13 protein-coding genes are annotated in these 15121 nt (G+C 68.2%); 6 read left to right on the top strand and 7 right to left on the bottom strand.

The annotated features are described in order from the left end of the window. The first annotated feature begins 26 nt into the window (after positions 1-26). The 5 genes from PV762_RS24320 to PV762_RS24300 all read left to right on the top strand — a co-directional run bounded on the left by PV762_RS24320 (position 27) and on the right by PV762_RS24300 (position 5235). Positions 27-1193: a DUF1501 domain-containing protein gene (locus PV762_RS24320; RefSeq protein ID WP_421037578.1), complete on the top strand. Its 1167-nt coding sequence runs from the start codon at positions 27-29 to the stop codon at positions 1191-1193. Positions 1194-1633: 440 nt separating this feature from the next. After that, the gene (locus tag PV762_RS24315; protein WP_421037576.1) at positions 1634-2008 is read left to right on the top strand and encodes a hypothetical protein; all 375 of its coding nucleotides are present in this window, start codon (positions 1634-1636) and stop codon (positions 2006-2008) included. 19 nt (positions 2009-2027) lie between these two features. Next, the gene (locus PV762_RS24310) at positions 2028-3446 is read left to right on the top strand and encodes a class II fumarate hydratase (RefSeq protein ID WP_421037575.1); all 1419 of its coding nucleotides are present in this window, start codon (positions 2028-2030) and stop codon (positions 3444-3446) included. Beyond that, positions 3433-4359 carry a ZIP family metal transporter gene (locus tag PV762_RS24305; protein ID WP_421037574.1) on the top strand — a complete coding sequence of 309 codons (927 nt, stop codon included), beginning with the start codon at positions 3433-3435 and terminating at the stop codon, positions 4357-4359. Before PV762_RS24310 ends, PV762_RS24305 begins: the two co-directional genes overlap by 14 nt. 168 nt (positions 4360-4527) lie before the next feature. Beyond that, entirely contained in the window at positions 4528-5235 is a 708-nt protein-coding gene (locus PV762_RS24300) for a hypothetical protein (protein WP_421037573.1), read from the top strand. Between the two features lie 43 nt (positions 5236-5278). On the opposite strand, the gene PV762_RS24295 is transcribed toward PV762_RS24300, so the two are convergent. Continuing rightward, positions 5279-6964 carry a PQQ-binding-like beta-propeller repeat protein gene (locus tag PV762_RS24295; RefSeq protein WP_421037572.1) on the bottom strand — a complete coding sequence of 562 codons (1686 nt, stop codon included), beginning with the start codon at positions 6962-6964 and terminating at the stop codon, positions 5279-5281. A 300-nt stretch (positions 6965-7264) separates the two neighbouring features. Between PV762_RS24295 and PV762_RS24290 the strand changes: the two genes are divergently transcribed. Next, entirely contained in the window at positions 7265-8011 is a 747-nt protein-coding gene (locus PV762_RS24290; protein ID WP_421037571.1) for a carbonic anhydrase, read from the top strand. 28 nt (positions 8012-8039) lie between these two features. Here the strand turns inward: PV762_RS24290 and PV762_RS24285 are convergent, their stop codons facing one another. The 6 genes from PV762_RS24285 to PV762_RS24260 all read right to left on the bottom strand — a co-directional run bounded on the left by PV762_RS24285 (position 8040) and on the right by PV762_RS24260 (position 15079). Then, positions 8040-9170, bottom strand: a complete 1131-nt coding sequence (locus tag PV762_RS24285; RefSeq protein ID WP_421037570.1) for an acyl-CoA dehydrogenase family protein — start codon at positions 9168-9170, stop codon at positions 8040-8042. A gap of 136 nt (positions 9171-9306) precedes the next feature. After that, a complete protein-coding gene (locus PV762_RS24280; RefSeq protein WP_421037569.1) occupies positions 9307-9975 on the bottom strand; it encodes an SDR family oxidoreductase in 669 nt (222 codons plus the stop codon). 66 nt (positions 9976-10041) lie between these two features. After that, positions 10042-11220, bottom strand: coding sequence for an acetyl-CoA C-acyltransferase (locus tag PV762_RS24275; RefSeq protein ID WP_421037568.1), 1179 nt, complete (start codon positions 11218-11220; stop codon positions 10042-10044). Positions 11221-11252: 32 nt separating this feature from the next. After that, positions 11253-13076, bottom strand: a complete 1824-nt coding sequence (gene aceK / locus PV762_RS24270) for a bifunctional isocitrate dehydrogenase kinase/phosphatase (RefSeq protein ID WP_421037567.1) — start codon at positions 13074-13076, stop codon at positions 11253-11255. 5 nt (positions 13077-13081) lie between these two features. Then, the gene (gene can, locus PV762_RS24265) at positions 13082-13759 is read right to left on the bottom strand and encodes a carbonate dehydratase (RefSeq protein WP_067283092.1); all 678 of its coding nucleotides are present in this window, start codon (positions 13757-13759) and stop codon (positions 13082-13084) included. A gap of 141 nt (positions 13760-13900) precedes the next feature. Next, positions 13901-15079 (bottom strand): isovaleryl-CoA dehydrogenase, encoded by a 1179-nt coding sequence (locus PV762_RS24260; protein ID WP_421037566.1) that lies wholly within the window; start codon positions 15077-15079, stop codon positions 13901-13903. Positions 15080-15121: the final 42 nt, after the last annotated feature.

Genomic DNA, 15121 nt, shown 5'->3' with positions numbered 1-15121 from the left:
GAGCGAATGCCGAGCATGCGCAGGCGATTGAGCGGAGAGGGGCACCGGCGTCTGCGGCTTCGGGCGTCCGCCCCCGTTTCCTGCTGGTGTTCCTACGCGGCGGCTACGACGCCACCCACTTGCTGATTCCCACGAGCAGCAGTTTCTACTACGAGCAGCGTCCGCGCATTGCGATTGCGAGGCCGTCGCCGACGGACGCGGCTTCGGCGCTTGCGCTGAACGCTGACTGGGGTTTGCATCCTGCCCTGCGCAACAGCGTGTTCCCGCTCGTGCAGGCGGGCCAGGCTCGGTTCCTCCCCTTCGCCGGGACGGAGGATCTCTCGCGCAGCCACTTCGAGACACAGGACAGCATCGAGCTGGGGCAACCGGTCGGTGGGTCCCGCGACTACAACTCCGGTTTCCTGAACCGTCTGGCGGCCGAGCTCGATGCGCAGCAGGCCTTGTCGTTCACGGACCAGTTGCCGATCGCCTTCCGCGGTCCGGTGAGGATCGCCAACGCCGGTCTGCGCGAGGCTGCGCGACCGGCCGTCGACGCGAAGAACCGGGCGTTGATCGCGAGCATGTACCAGGGCCAGAGCCTGGGCGCTTCGGTGGAGGAAGGGCTCGCGCTCCGAGAGGAACTCGCGCGCGACCTGTCCCCTGACCGGATGAAGACGATGACCGACGCCGCCGGCCGCAACGCGATCCCCGCCAAGGGCTTCGAACTGGAGGCGCGTCGCATCGCAACCTTGATGCGCGGCCGCTTCAGCCTGGGTTTCATCGACGTCGGCGGCTGGGACACGCACGTCAACCAGGGCGGCGCGACCGGCCAGCTGGCCAACCGCTTCGAGGAAGTCGGTCGGGGCCTCGCGGCCATCGCCGACGAACTCGGCCCGGACCTCTGGCGGCAGACCACGGTGATGGTCATCAGCGAGTTCGGCCGCACCTTCCGCGAAAACGGCAACCGCGGCACCGACCATGGTCACGGCAGCGTGTACTGGCTGCTGGGCGGCGGACTCGCCGCCGGCGACCCGGTGGCCGGCGACCAGATCGCCCTGACCGCGTCGACGCTGTTCCAGAACCGCGACTACCCGGTGCTCAACGACTACCGCGCCGTGCTGGGCGGCCTGTGGCAGCGTCAGTTCGGCCTGACCAACGAGGCCCTCGCCCGCGTCTTCCCCGGCGTCCGTCCCAAGGACCTTCGGCTGATCTGACGCCTTTTCGCCCAAAGTCCCCAGACCCCGCAAGCGCATACCTCCTCAGGGCTTGCAGATGAGATCAATTCTCATCTAGGATGGTCCACAAACGAGAAGACTCCTGCGGGTTCCGACCCCGCGCGACCAATGCAAATTGCAGAGAGGTTGCGCCGCGATTCGATCGGCATCGTTTCGCGGCTCGACCTCTCTTTTCTTTTTTGCGTGCGAGGTGCCGCATGCCGGGCGCCGGTCTTGCCTGATCTCTTCCCGTTGCCACCACAGCAAGCGTTCCTGCCAGCCCGTGTCCGCCCGTGTTTCCCGGTGTGCTCCGGTTCACGCCTCGATCGTCAGGACTCGCCATGCCCTTGCTGCCGTCCCGCCTGCCCGCTCACCGGGGTCCTTCCGTGCCTTCGTCCGCTCCGGGCCTCCCTCCCCCGGGGGAGATGCGCGCCGGCCCGATGGCGGTCGACGGGGGATGCGCCGCCGCCGATCATCCGGGCGTCGAATGCCTGCGCTGGATGGCGTTGAAGATCACCTGTGGACTCTCCCCCGACGAACCGGCGTTGCTGCGGCAGCATCAACTGGCGCTGGAACAGCTGGTCGACGCCGGCATCCTCGCCCTGATCCCCGCTCACGAACAGGCCCTCCGGCTGCTGTACGGCGCCGCTCACAACACGCTGCTACCCTGGCATTGGCGATGTGCCTGCCTGGATCAGCTCAACCGTCCGCTGGCGGCGCTGCACCGGCTGGCCGACGCCCAGGGCGACGCCGCCCTCGTCGCGCGCCTGCAGCGCTTCCATTGGCGTCTGAGCCGCAGCCCCCTCCAGGAATGACCAGGAAAGAAGCATCCCCATGACCCAGGCTACCAAGGCGACCAAGGCCACCCGCATCGAACGAGACTCCATGGGCGAAGTCGCCGTGCCCGTCGACGCCCTGTATGGTGCGCAGACCCAGCGCGCGGTCGAGAACTTCGCCATCAGCCGCCAACCGATGCCCGAACGCTTCGTGCGCGCGCTGGTGCTGCAGAAGGCGGCGGCCGCGCGCGCCAACATCGCGCTCGAGCAGGTACCGGCCGACATCGGCCACGCCATCGACCGCGCCGCGACGCAACTGCTTCAGGATCCGGCGCTGATGAGCCATTTCCCGGTGGAGATTTTCCAGACCGGCTCGGGCACCAGTTCCAACATGAACGCGAACGAGGTGATCGCCACGGTCGCCACGCGGCTGATCGGCAGCGGCGCGGCCAACCCGGTCACGGTCAACGCCAACGACCACGTCAACGCCGGCCAGAGCAGCAACGACGCCATCCCGACGGTGCTGCACATCAGCGCCGCGCAGGCGCTGCAGGGGGAACTGCTGCCCGCGCTGGACCTGCTGGTGCAGACGCTGCAGGACAAGATCCAGAGCGACGGCCACCACGTGAAGACCGGCCGCACCCATCTGATGGACGCGATGCCGCTGCGACTGGGCCAGGAGCTCGGCGGCTGGTGCGCGCAGATCGAGGCGCGCCGCGCGCAACTGCGCGCGCTGCTCCCCTCGGTGTGCGAGCTTGCGCAGGGCGGCACGGCGGTCGGCACCGGCATCAACGCGCATCCGGACTTCGCGCGGCGTTTCGCCGAGGAACTGTCCGCCCTCACCGGCCTGAGCTTCCGCCCGGCGCCGGACTTCTTCGCCGCGCTGTCGGCGCAGGACACGGCGGTGGCGCTGTCCGGCGCGCTGAAAGGCCTGGCGGTCTCGCTCATGAAGATCGCCAACGACCTGCGCTGGATGAACTCCGGCCCGCTGGCCGGCCTCGCGGAGATCGAGCTGCACGCGCTGCAGCCGGGCTCGTCGATCATGCCGGGCAAGGTGAATCCGGTGATCCCGGAAGCGGTGACCATGGTCTGCGCGCAGGTCATCGGCCACGACACGGCGATCACGATCGCGGGCCAGTCGGGCAACTTCCAGCTCAACGTGATGCTGCCGCTGATCGCGACCAACCTGCTGGACAGCCTGGCGCTGCTCTCCGCGGCCACCAAGGCGCTGGCGGAGCAGGCGATCCGCGACTTCAAGGTCAACCAGGACGGGCTGCAGCACGCGCTGGCGCGAAATCCGATCCTGGTGACCGCGCTGAACCGCGAGATCGGCTACCTGAAGGCCGCCGCGATCGCCAAGCGCGCCTATGCGGAGAAGCGTCCCATCCTCGACGTCGCCGAGGAGATGACCGACTTCGACCGCGCCACCCTCCAGCAGATGCTGGATCCCGCAAAGCTGACCGATGGCGGACTCTGACGCGATCGCCCGCGACGAGCGGACCCTGGCGCGCCGGCATCGGCTGCGCCAGGCCTTCGGCTTCACGATCCTGCTGATCGGCGCCGTGCTGTTGCTGCAGCAGGGCTGGACCTGGATCAGGCCGGCCGGCGGCGTCGGTCACGGCTCGGTGATCGCGATGGCGCTGCAGGCCGGCCTGCTCGCCGCAGCGGCAACGGCGTTCGGCACGTTGCCCGCACTGGGCACGCGCAGCCTGTCCGCGCGCGGGCAGGACGCGCTGATGGGGTTCGGCGCCGGCGTGATGCTGGCGGCCTGCTCGTTCTCGCTGATCATTCCCGGCCTCGACGCGGCGCGCGAGCATGCGACGCCGACCGGCGCCGCGACGCAGGTCGCGCTGGCCGTGCTGGTCGGCGCATGGGCGCTGATGGCGCTGGACCGCTGGCTGCCGCACGAGCACTTCATCAAGGGCCGCGAGGGCATGGACCCGACGCGGCTGAGGCGCACGACGCTGTTCGTGATCGCCGTCACGCTGCACAACCTGCCGGAGGGCCTCGCGATCGGCGTGGCCTTCGCGGCCAACGATCCGGTCGCGGCCGCCAGCCTGAGCCTGGCCATCGCGATCCAGGACCTGCCCGAGGGCTTCGTCATCGCAGTGGCGCTGATGACGGTGGGCTACTCGCGGCGCAAGGCGCTGCTGCTGGGCGCAGCGTCGGGGCTGGTCGAGCCGGTGGGCGCCGTGCTGGGCGCGTGGGTCGTGTCCGCCTGGCCGCTGCTGCTGCCCTGGGGACTGGGCTTCGCGGCGGGCGCGATGCTCTTCGTCATCAGCCACGAGATCATTCCCGAGTCGCACCGCAAGGGCCATGAACGCTGGGCGACGCAGGGACTGATGCTCGGCTTCGCGCTGATGATGGTGCTGGACACGGCGCTGGGCTGAGCGCCCGACCTGCGGCGCCTGACGCACGGCGTCCGCTTTACAACTCGCCGCGATCAAGCGGCAGCCTTTCACGCGCTCCCGGCTCGCGCGCGGGACGTGGCGCTCACAAGCGCCGCGTGCCCGTTCACCATCGGTGTTCTGCCTTCCCCTTGCAGGACTCGAGCCGTGATGAAGAAGTCTTTCGCCGCGCTTGCCGCGCTCGCCGCCGCTCTCTCCGCCCTCTCGACGAGCGCCCTTGCCGCCGGCCTGACACCGCTGGAACAACGCTGGATCGCCGGCATGACGCCGGTGCTGCAGCATGCGAGGACCGCGGGCATGCCGGTCGACATCGTCGTGCAGCCGCAGGAGGCCCCGGAGGCGGCGCCGCTCGCGCTGGGCTTCAAGGACGGCCGCTGCAAGTTCGTGCTCAGCCTGCGCGGCAACCCCGAGGGCGACGCCACCACGCAGCGCCTGCCGGCGGGCCTGGAAGACAGCGCGCTCGAACTGATGGCGGCGCACGAGCTCGGCCATTGCCGCCGGTACCTGGAAGGGGCCTGGTTCAACCTGCCGGCGGGCTTCTCCGCCACGCCGGTGCCTGAGGGCCTCAGCCCGGACCTGCAGCGCGCCTACGTGTCCATGAAGTCCGTCCGTCGCGAAGAAGGCTACGGCGACCTGGTCGCGCTGGGCTGGACGGCGCAGCGTCACCCCGATCAATACGCCGCGCTCCACGCGTGGCTGATGCAGGAACGCAGCCGCGACCTGCTGCCGGGCAGCCACCACGACACCTTGGCGTGGATCAAGCTGGCCCGGGACCCGAAAGCGCTGGGAAGCGCGCCGTCGATGTTCGACGCAGCCCTGCCGGTGTGGCAGTCGGGGCTGAATGTGGACGAGGACTGAGCGCCACGCGCCCGTCGGCGCGAGGGCGTCGTCCCCGGCGCGTTCAACGCAGATTGAACGTCCTCAACGCCGACATCTGCAGCGCCCCGGCCACCGGCGAGACCACCACCAGCACGCCTTCCGGCGTCATGCCGAGCCAGCCACCGACCGGCACCTGCCACGCCGCGGTACGCGTTGCCAGATCGATCGCCACGGTCTGCTTGTCGGTCGACACGAACAGGTGGGTGTCCGTCAGGACCATCTGCCGCTGCCAGAAGCCGTCCGTGCTCGGCATCGGCCAGGTCCACAGCAGTGAGCCGTCGGCCAGGCTGCGCGCCTCGACCGCCTTGGTCGACTGGTTGGAGACGTAGACCACGCCGTTCGCGGTCACCGGGTGGTCCATGAACTGTCCCGTCGCGTCCCAGCGCTGCGCCCCGGTCGTGCGATCCACCACCGTCAGATGGTTCTGCACCGCGCTTCCGCGCATGAGGTCGCGATGACTCAGCAGGATGGCGCTCATCCCGTCGTCCGGTAGCACCGGCGCCTGGTGGACCCAGGCCTGCCCCAGCAGGTCCAGGTCCTCCCGCGTCGGCACGCGGGCCTCCGCCTGGATGCCGCCGTCGCTCAGGCGCAGCATCCGGTACACGCCGCCGGCGTTCACATACGTCACGCCCGTGTCCGCATCGGCGGTTACGCCCCAGGACGCGTAGTTCATGCCGACGATCCGGTCCGTCAGCGTCGTGGTCCACAGCGGCGTCTTGATGTCCGCCACGTCCAGCGCGGACAGATAGTTCACCTCCGGGTCCGTCGGCATCAGCAGGCGCCCGCCTGCGAAGGTCCAGCCCGGGGCGACCGCCGTGTTGCCCTTGGCCGTGTGGTCGCCAAGCACCGTTCCGGCCGTCGTCGACGTCACCATCACCCGTCCGGTCGGCGCCTCCCAGTACAGCCGGTCACCGTGGCCGATCACCTGGAGCGGGTATTCCGGCAGGGCGGCTCTCCACAGCTCCGTACCGTCCTTGAGCGAGATCACCGACGCGTTCCTGCCGGAGGGACCTCCGCCGACATCGAGCTCAGGCAACGCGATCAGGCCCTGCCCCAGATACAGGCTTTCCCCCCATGAATTCGTGGGACTGACGACCCAGCGCGTCCAGCGCGCGTTGAACTTTGCCGGATCCAGCGACACGGGCATGTAACCCGCGCGCGTGCCGCCGCCGCCATAACCCACCCAGCTCTCCCGACCCGGAATCACCGCGGGAAGGGTCGAGAGATTCGCAGTACCGCCGTTGCGGACTTCCAGACGGTAGCGGAATGTCGTCGGCCGCCACTCGGTGAACGGATCCAGGCTGAGCGTGAACAGCTTGATCGTGCCGGTGTAGATGCCCGGCTGGACGCTGGTCCTGAAGCCCACGCTCAGCTGCATGTCGCCGTTGGCCAACGGATCCCGGTACACATGGTCGATGACATGGACCGGACTGGTGGCGTCCGCCTCTTCCACCCAATCCGGACGGAAGGTCTCGCTGAAGTTGTGCCGCTTCGAGGCCAGGATCTTGACGTCCTGGCAAGTCCCCGTCGGCTGGTCGACCTGGCATTCGGCGCTGCTCTTGTTGAGCTGGTACATGTCCCGGGTGTCGGTCAGCAGATCCCGCACGGCCCCGCCGCACCCGGCGAGCATCACCGAGCCCCCCAGCGCCAGCACCGGCGCGAACAGTTTTCCCATGGCGGGCAGGCGCCGCCGCATCGTCGACAACATGAGCTTCTCCCTGATCGATGGCGGCGCCCGATGCCCTCGTGCGGGGTCAGGTCTTGTCGCCAAGCGGCGGAATCTACGTCCCCCGCACCGCACAGGCAACCCAACCGAAGGGGGGTCCGGGAAAACGCCGAGGCCGGGACGCGTCACGCCGCCCCGGTCAGCGCTTCGGCCGATTGAAAAAGGGTTCGCGGGAGGTCGTCGACGGCAACGGTTTCATCACGCGTCGTTCACGGACCGACCGCTAAGCTCGCGCGTCCCTTCCACTGAGCCGATCCTCTTCAGCCTCGTTCGAGCACGTCCATGGCCTTTCACACCCGCCTGCGCCTCATTGCCCTCGCCGCCCTCCTGTCTTCCACCTTGCCCGCGCTCGCGGCTGCGCACTGGGAGTACGCCGGCCACCAGGGCGCCGTCCATTGGGGCGAACTCGATGCGTCCTTTGCCGAGTGCGCCTCGGGCCATCAGCAGAGCCCGATCGACATCGTCGCGACCGAGCGGTCGGCGCTGCCCGCGCTCAATTTCCGCTACGGGAGCGCCGCGCCGACGATCTGGAACAACGGCCACACCGTGCAGGTGAACCTGCCGGCCGGCAACACGCTGGAAGTCGGTGATCAGCGCTACGAGCTGCTGCAGTTCCACTTCCACACGCCCAGCGAGGAACACATCCGCGGCAAGTCGTCTCCGATGGTGGCGCACTTCGTCCACAAGAACGCGGCGGGTGAACTCGGCGTGGTGGCCGTGCTGATCCGCGTGGGGCGTCCAAACGCCGCCCTCGAACCGCTGTTCAGACACCTGCCTCGCGCCGGGGAACGCATCATCGTCGACGACCTGTCACTGGATCTGGCCGGCGTGCTGCCGAAATCCCTCGGCTATTACGACTTCAGCGGCTCGCTGACCACGCCGCCCTGCTCGGAGGGCGTGCACTGGATGGTGCTGAAGGAGCCGGTGACGCTTTCGTCGCGGCAGATCGACGCGTTCCGCCGGCTGGTGGGCGAGAACGCGCGGCCGGTGCAGCCGTTGAACGCCCGCGTGATCCGCGAAAGCGAATGAGCCGGCGCCGGCCGGCTCGGCGGCCCGCTCAGACGAGCGCCCGGCCGATCAGGATCTTCTGCACTTCCGACGTGCCTTCGTAGATCTGCGTCACGCGGACGTCGCGGTAGATCCGCTCGACCGGGAAATCGCTCACGTAGCCGTAGCCGCCGTGGATCTGGATCGCGGCGGAGCAGACACGCTCCGCCATTTCGCTGGCGAAGAGCTTGGCCATCGCCGCCTCCTTCAGGCAGGGCTGGCCGGCGTCTTTCAGCGCGGCGGCGTGCCAGATCAGCTGGCGCGCGGCTTCAATCTGCGTGGCCATGTCGGCGAGCTTGTGCTGCATCGCCTGGTGCTCGAAGATCGGCACGCCGAAGGCGACGCGTTCCTTGCTGTAGCGCAACGCGGCCTCGAAGGCCGCGCGCGCCATGCCGACCGACTGCGACGCGATGCCGATGCGGCCGCCTTCCAGTCCCGACAGCGCGATCTTCAGTCCCTGGCCTTCCTCGCCGATCCGGTTGGCGACGGGCACACGGCAGTGCTCGAACAGGATCTGCGCCGTGTCGCTGGCGTGCTGGCCCATCTTGTCCTCGATGCGCGCCACGACGTAGCCGGGCGTGCGGGTCGGGACGAGGAAGGCGGAGATGCCCTTCTTCCCCGCGGCCTTGTCGGTCACCGCCATCACGATGGCGACGTCGCCGTTCTTGCCGCTGGTGATGAACTGCTTGACCCCATTGAGGACGTAGGCGTCGCCGTCGAGCACCGCCGTGGTCTTCAGTCCGCCGGCCTCGGAACCCACATGCGGCTCGGTCAGGCAGAACGCGCCCAGCATGTCGCCGCGCGCCAGCGGCTTGAGGAAGCGCTGCTTCTGGTCCTCGTCGCCGAAGGCCATCAGGATGCTGCAGACCGGACAGTTGTTGACGCTCACGACCGTGGAGGTCGCGCCGTCGCCGGCGCCGATCTCCTCCAGGATGATCGCCAGCGCCAGGTAGTCCAGGCCCGCGCCGTCGTACTCGGTCGGCACGGCCACGCCATAGCAGCCCAGCGCGGCCAGGCCCTTGAGCTCCTCGGCCGGGAACTGGTGGGACTTGTCCCACGCGGCCGCCTTCGGCGCGATCTGGTCTTGCACGTAGGCGCGGACGGCGTCCTGCACGGCGCGGTGGTCTTCGGAAAGCAGCATGGTCGGCTCTTGGTCAACTCTGGGTCGCAGAGGGATCCGGGTGGGATCCCGTGACGGTGGCGGCGCTCGTGACGCCGGAGGGAACGCGGTAGCGGAGCGTGTCGGGAGCCGGTGTCCAGCCAGGCCGCCGATCGGGTTACCAGGGCAGCGGGCTGCCGTCGTAGTTGAAGAAGCCGCCGTTGTCGGTCGGCTTCAGGCCGTCGAGCACCGCGCGCAGGCTGGACGCGCTGGTGGCGACGTCGATGTCGGCCTCCTGGCCGCCCATGTCGGTCTTGACCCAGCCCGGGTGCAGGCTCACGCAGATCGCGCGGCCGTCGAGCGTCAGCGACAGGTCTTTCATCACCGAGTTCACCGCCGCCTTCGACGCGCGGTAGACCCAGCCCGCCGAGTTCGCCCGCAGCGTCATCGATCCCATCCGCGAGGACAGGATGCCGATGCGGGCGTCCGGCGCCAGCGCGTCCAGCAGTTGCGGCAGCACGCGCATCGGGCCCAACACATTGGTGTGCATCACGGCGTCGAAATCGGCCGCGCTCGGCGGCTGCAGGCCGATCGTCTTCGGGCCGTAGAGACCGGCGACGTACAGGACGCGGTTGAACTGGTAGCCGTCGAGCTGCCAGGCCAGGCCGGCGATGCTGACCACGTCGGACACCTCCAGCTTGATCGCCGTCGCGCCCAGCGCCTTCAGTTTCTCCAGGCTGGCGTCGTCGCGCGCGGTCGCGACGACGATGTCGCCGCGCTCGCGGTGCTGCTTCACCAGCTCCAGGCCGATCCCGCGCGACGCGCCGATGATGAGGACTTGCGCCATGCGCCTTTGCTCCTTCAGGACAAAACGGTCAGCTTAGATCAGATCGGAAAGGAACGGATCGACCGGTCAGATCAACTCGACGCCGACGGCGGTCGCTTCGCCGCCGCCGATGCACAGCGCCGCGACGCCGCGCTTCAGGTTGCGGTGCTTCAGCGCCCCCAGCAGCGTGACGAGGATGCGGGCGCCCGAGGCGCCGATCGGGTGACCCAGCGCCACGGCGCCGCCGTTGACGTTGACGATCTCGTGCGGCAGCTTGAACTCAGCCATCGCCGCCATGGTCACCGCGGCGAAGGCCTCGTTGACTTCCCACAGGTCGACGCTCTTCGCGTCCCACTGGTTCTTGGCCAGCAGCTTCTGGATCGCGCCGACCGGCGCGGTCGTGAACCACTCCGGCGCGTTGGCGTGCACCGCCGTGCCCACGATGCGGGCCACCGGCTTCACGCCCAGCTTGTTCGCGGTGGACTCGCGCATCAGCACCATCGCGGCGGCGCCGTCGGAGATCGACGACGAGGTCGCCGCCGTGATCGAGCCGTCCTTCTTGAACGCCGGCTTCAGCGTCGGGATCTTGTCGAGCTTGGCCTTGAACGGCTGTTCGTCGCGCGAGATCACCGTGTCGCCGCCCCGGCCGGCGATGGTCACCGGCGCGATCTCCCAGCTGAAGCTGCCGTCTTCATTCGCGCGCTTGGCGCGCTCCGTCGACGCGATCGCGAACTGGTCCTGCGCCTCGCGCGTGAACGCGTACTTGTCGACGCACTGCTCGGCGAAGACGCCCATGGCCTTGCCGCGCTCATACGCGTCTTCCAGGCCGTCCAGCGCCATGTGGTCATACATCTGCGCGGCGCCGTACTTCACGCCCTTGCGCGCGAACATCAGGTGCGGCGCGTTGGTCATGGACTCCATGCCGCCGGCGATCAGGATGTCGGCGCTCTCCGCCTTCAGCGTGTCGTGCGCGAACATGGTCGCGCGCATGCCGGCGCCGCACATCTTGGACAGCGTGACCGCGCCCACCGATTGCGGCAGGCCCGCCTTCAGGACGGCCTGGCGCGCCGGCGCCTGGCCCTGGCCGGCCATCAGGCAGTTGCCGAGGAAGGCTTCCTCGATCGCGTCGGTCGGGATGCCGGCGCGCTCGACGGCCGCCTTGATGGCGACGGCGCCCAGCTCCCACGCGGCCAGGCCGGCGAAGTCGCCCAGCAGGCCGCCGATCGGCGTACGCGCGGCGGAAACGATGACGATGGAATCGGACATGGGGGTCTCCTTCTAAGAAATCAGGGTGTTCTTCAATGAATGGGGAGTTCGCGGTCCTGCGACTCCGGCACTTTCAGCGCCGGCGCCACGTCGCGGACGTGGAAGCGCTTGTGCGGGTCGTAGGGGAACACGTCCTCGACGTGCCCCGCCAGGATGCGTTCCTTGTGCGTCTGCCAGAACGCGGGATCGAGCAGGTCGGCGTGGTGCGCCATGAAGACGTCGCGCACGCCCGGATGGCCCAGCAGGAAAGGCCCGAAGGTCTCGGGGAACACATCGTGCTTCTGGACCGAATACCAGACCTCGCCGGACATCTCCTCTTCCTCGTTGCGGGCCTCGGGCACCTTGCGGAAGTTGCAGTCGGTCAGGTACTCGATCTCGTCGTAGTCGTAGAACACGACCTTGCCGTGGCGCGTCACGCCGAAGTTCTTCCACAGCATGTCGCCCGGGAAGATGTTGGCCGCCACCAGGTCCTTGATCGCGTTGCCGTACTCCACCACCGCGTGCGCCAGCTGAGCCGGCGACGCCTCCTGCAGGTAGATGTTGAGCGGCACCATGCGGCGCTCGATGTAGAGGTGCTTGATGACCAGGTCGTCGCCGGTCTCCTCCAGCAGCGAGGGGCAGAAGTGCTTCAGCTCGGCGACCAGCTCGTCCTCGAAGCGGTGCCTCGGGAACGCCACCCGCGTGTACTCCAGCGTGTCGGCCATGCGCCCGACGCGGTCGTGCTGCTTCACCAGCAGGTACTTGGACTGGATCTGCTCGCGCGTCGTGTCCTTCTGCGGCGGGTAGAAGTCCTTGATGACCTTGAACACGAACGGATAGGACGGCAGGTCGAAGACCAGCATCACCATGCCCTTGATGCCGGGCGCGATGCGGAACTTGTCGCTGCTGTGGCGCAGGTGGTTGAGGAAATCCCGGTAGAAGAGGTTCTTGCCCTGCTTCTGCAGCCCCAGGGTGGCGTAGATCTCCGAGCGCGGCTTGCGCGGCATCAGCGAGCGCAGGAACTGCACGTAGGCGCTGGGGACTTCCATGTCGACGAGGAAGTAGGCCCGCGCGAAGCTGAACAGCATCTGCAGTTCGTCCTCGCCGAAGAGCGCGGCGTCGATGTAGAGCTGTCGCTCCGTCTCGCCGTCGGCCGATTCCTTGTGCAGGAGGGGCAGCGCGAACGGCGTCTCGCTGAAGCCGTTGACGATCTTGCCGACGATGTACGCGCCCTTGTTCCGGAAGAACAGCGAGGACAGCACCTGCACCTGGAAATTCGTCCGCCAGCGGAAGGCGCCGAGTTCCTCGCCGACGGCCTTCAACACCAGGTCGATGTCGCGCCCGAGGTCCTCGAACTCCAGCGCCAGCTGGAAGTTCCAGACGATGCGCATGAAGGTGTCGCGCAGCGTGTCCTGCGACGGGTAGTAGCAGCGGTAGGTCGGCTGGGCGGCGGGTTCCTCGTTCTCGATGAACTCGGTGGAGATCGCCGGGCGGACGAAGATGAACTCGTTGTGGAAGTAGCTGTGGTGGAGGATGCGCGTCGTGACCGAGTTGAAGAAGGTCTCGGCGAGCTCCGGACGGAGGTGCTTGGTCAGCAGCCCGATGTAGTGCAGCTTGACCTGCTGCCAGACCTCGCTGGGCAGCGCGCTGGTCTTGAAGCGCTCTTCCAGCTCGAGAACGGCCTCGTCGACGCGCAGGTCGTAGAACTCGATGCGCTCGCGCTGCGCGAACTGCTGGCCGTGCCAGTCAGCCTGCTCGAAACGCTGCTTGGCGGTCGCCGAAGCGGCCCGGAACAGCCGGTAATGCTTGTCGAACCCCTCGAGCATCGCCTGCGCGATCTCGAACGCGCGCGGATCGTTGAGCTCGTGGGGGAACATGGCGTTCAGCGGCCCATGGCCGCCTCGTAGCGGCGGTGCAGCGCGTCGAGCGCGCTGCGGTAGGCGGGGCCGACGTCCTCGGCCTTGCCGACGGTGATGCTCAGGTCCTTCAGCAGGCCGTTGTGCAGACCGTAGACCCAGCCGTGCACGGCGACTTCCTGACCGCGCGCCCAGGCGTCCTGGACCACGGTCGTCTGGCAGGCGTTGCGGGCCTGCTCCAGCACGTTGAGCTCGCACAGCGCGTTGGCGCGCTGATCGGGGACCACCTGGTCCAGCCATTCCTGATGGTGGTTGCGCACGTCCTGGACATGGCGCAGCCAGTTGTCCACCAGCCCGACGCGCAGGTCTTCCAGCGCGGCGCGGACGCCGCCGCAGTTGCTGTGGCCGACGATGATGATGTGCTGGACCTTCAGCTGGTCCACGGCGAACTGCATGACGGACAGGCAGTTCAGGTCCGAATGGACCACGACGTTCGCCACGTTGCGGTGGACGAAGAGCTCGCCCGGCAGCAGGTCCACCAGCTCGTTGGCGGGGACGCGGCTGTCGGCGCAGCCGATCCAGAGGTATTGCGGCGTCTGCTGCTTCAGCAAGCGCGAGAAGAAGCCGGGCGACTGTTCCTCAGTCGCCGTGGCCCAGCGCTTGTTGTTGTCCAGCAGGTCTTGGAGTTCGTTCGTCGTGCTCATGAAGAGATTCTCCCACCCCCTACCGGCTCACGCCGGCCAGCCCCCTCAAGGGGGCGCCCCCGATGGCCTGGCAAAGCCAGCGCCACGGGCGCCGCTTGAAGGAGCGCCACCCTGCGGGGGCGCCGCAGGGCGATCAGTGGCTCACATCGTTTCGGCGAAAAGCTCGCGACCGATGAGCATGCGACGGATCTCGGACGTGCCCGCGCCGATTTCGTAGAGCTTCGCGTCACGCCAGAGGCGGCCCAGCGGGTACTCGTTGATGTAGCCGTTGCCGCCGAAGATCTGGATGCCTTCGCCGGCCATCCAGGTCGCCTTCTCGGCGCACCAGAGGATGACGGACGCGCAATCCTTGCGCACCTGGCGGACGTGGGCGCCGTCGAGGGCGTCCAGGTTCTTGCCCACGGTGTAGCAGAACGCGCGCGCGGCCTGCAGCACGGTGTACATGTCGGCGACCTTGCCCTGGATCAGCTGGAACTCGCCGATCGACTGACCGAACTGCTTGCGGTCGTGGATGTAGGGGACGACGTTGTCCATCACCGCCTGCATGATGCCGATCGGACCGGCGGCCAGCACGGCGCGCTCGTAGTCCAGGCCCGACATCAGCACCTTGGTGCCGCCGCCGACCTGGCCCAGCACGTTCTCCGCCGGCACTTCCACGTCCTGGAACACCAGCTCGCCGGTGTGGCTGCCGCGCATGCCCAGCTTGTCGAGTTTCTGCGCGATCGAGAAGCCCTTCATGCCCTTCTCGATCAGGAACGCGGTCATGCCTCGGGCGCCGAGTTCGGGTTCGGTCTTGGCGTAGACCACCAGCGTGTCCGCGTCGGGACCGTTGGTGATCCACATCTTGTTGCCGTTGAGGACGTAGTAGCCGCCCTTGTCCTCCGCCCGCAGCTTCATCGACACCACGTCGGAGCCGGCGCCGGGTTCGCTCATCGCCAGTGCGCCGACGTGCTCGCCGGAGATCAGCTTGGGCAGGTACTTCTGCTTCTGCGCGTCGTTGCCGTTGCGCTTGATCTGGTTGACGCACAGGTTGGAGTGGGCGCCGTAGCTCAGGCCGACCGACGCGCTGGCGCGGCTGATTTCCTCCATGGCCACCATGTGGGCCAGGTAGCCCATGCCGGCGCCGCCGTATTCCTCGGACACGGTGATGCCCAGGACGCCGACGTCGCCCATCTTGCGCCACAGGTCCATCGGGAACTGGTCGCTGCGATCGATCTCCGCGGCGCGGGGGGCGATCTCGGCCTGGGCGAATTCGCGCACCGCGTCGCGCAGCGCGTCGATGTCCTCGCCGAGATGGAAGTTCAGACCGGGCAGGCTCATGGGTTTGTCTCCTCGACCGTCTCCGCGCACGCCTCTCCGGAC

The sequence above is a fragment of the Mitsuaria sp. CC2 genome (genome assembly GCF_048957715.1).
Lineage (GTDB): Bacteria > Pseudomonadota > Gammaproteobacteria > Burkholderiales > Burkholderiaceae_C > Roseateles.
Note: the sequence above shows the minus strand (reverse complement) of the source record. Positions and strands in the feature narration are given on the sequence as shown.

What these genes read in the sequence shown, in the direction of transcription:
- PV762_RS24310 (WP_421037575.1), top strand. Translation starts at nt 2,028, where the DNA reads ATGACCCAGGCTACCAAGGCGACCAAGGCCACCCGCATCGAACGAGAC.
- PV762_RS24315 (WP_421037576.1), top strand. Translation starts at nt 1,634, where the DNA reads ATGGCGGTCGACGGGGGATGCGCCGCCGCCGATCATCCGGGCGTCGAA.
- PV762_RS24300 (WP_421037573.1), top strand. Translation starts at nt 4,528, where the DNA reads ATGAAGAAGTCTTTCGCCGCGCTTGCCGCGCTCGCCGCCGCTCTCTCC.
- PV762_RS24280 (WP_421037569.1), bottom strand. Translation starts at nt 9,975, where the DNA reads ATGGCGCAAGTCCTCATCATCGGCGCGTCGCGCGGGATCGGCCTGGAG.
- PV762_RS24290 (WP_421037571.1), top strand. Translation starts at nt 7,265, where the DNA reads ATGGCCTTTCACACCCGCCTGCGCCTCATTGCCCTCGCCGCCCTCCTG.
- PV762_RS24275 (WP_421037568.1), bottom strand. Translation starts at nt 11,220, where the DNA reads ATGTCCGATTCCATCGTCATCGTTTCCGCCGCGCGTACGCCGATCGGC.
- aceK (WP_421037567.1), bottom strand. Translation starts at nt 13,076, where the DNA reads ATGTTCCCCCACGAGCTCAACGATCCGCGCGCGTTCGAGATCGCGCAG.
- can (WP_067283092.1), bottom strand. Translation starts at nt 13,759, where the DNA reads ATGAGCACGACGAACGAACTCCAAGACCTGCTGGACAACAACAAGCGC.
- PV762_RS24295 (WP_421037572.1), bottom strand. Translation starts at nt 6,964, where the DNA reads ATGTTGTCGACGATGCGGCGGCGCCTGCCCGCCATGGGAAAACTGTTC.
- PV762_RS24305 (WP_421037574.1), top strand. Translation starts at nt 3,433, where the DNA reads ATGGCGGACTCTGACGCGATCGCCCGCGACGAGCGGACCCTGGCGCGC.
- PV762_RS24285 (WP_421037570.1), bottom strand. Translation starts at nt 9,170, where the DNA reads ATGCTGCTTTCCGAAGACCACCGCGCCGTGCAGGACGCCGTCCGCGCC.
- PV762_RS24260 (WP_421037566.1), bottom strand. Translation starts at nt 15,079, where the DNA reads ATGAGCCTGCCCGGTCTGAACTTCCATCTCGGCGAGGACATCGACGCG.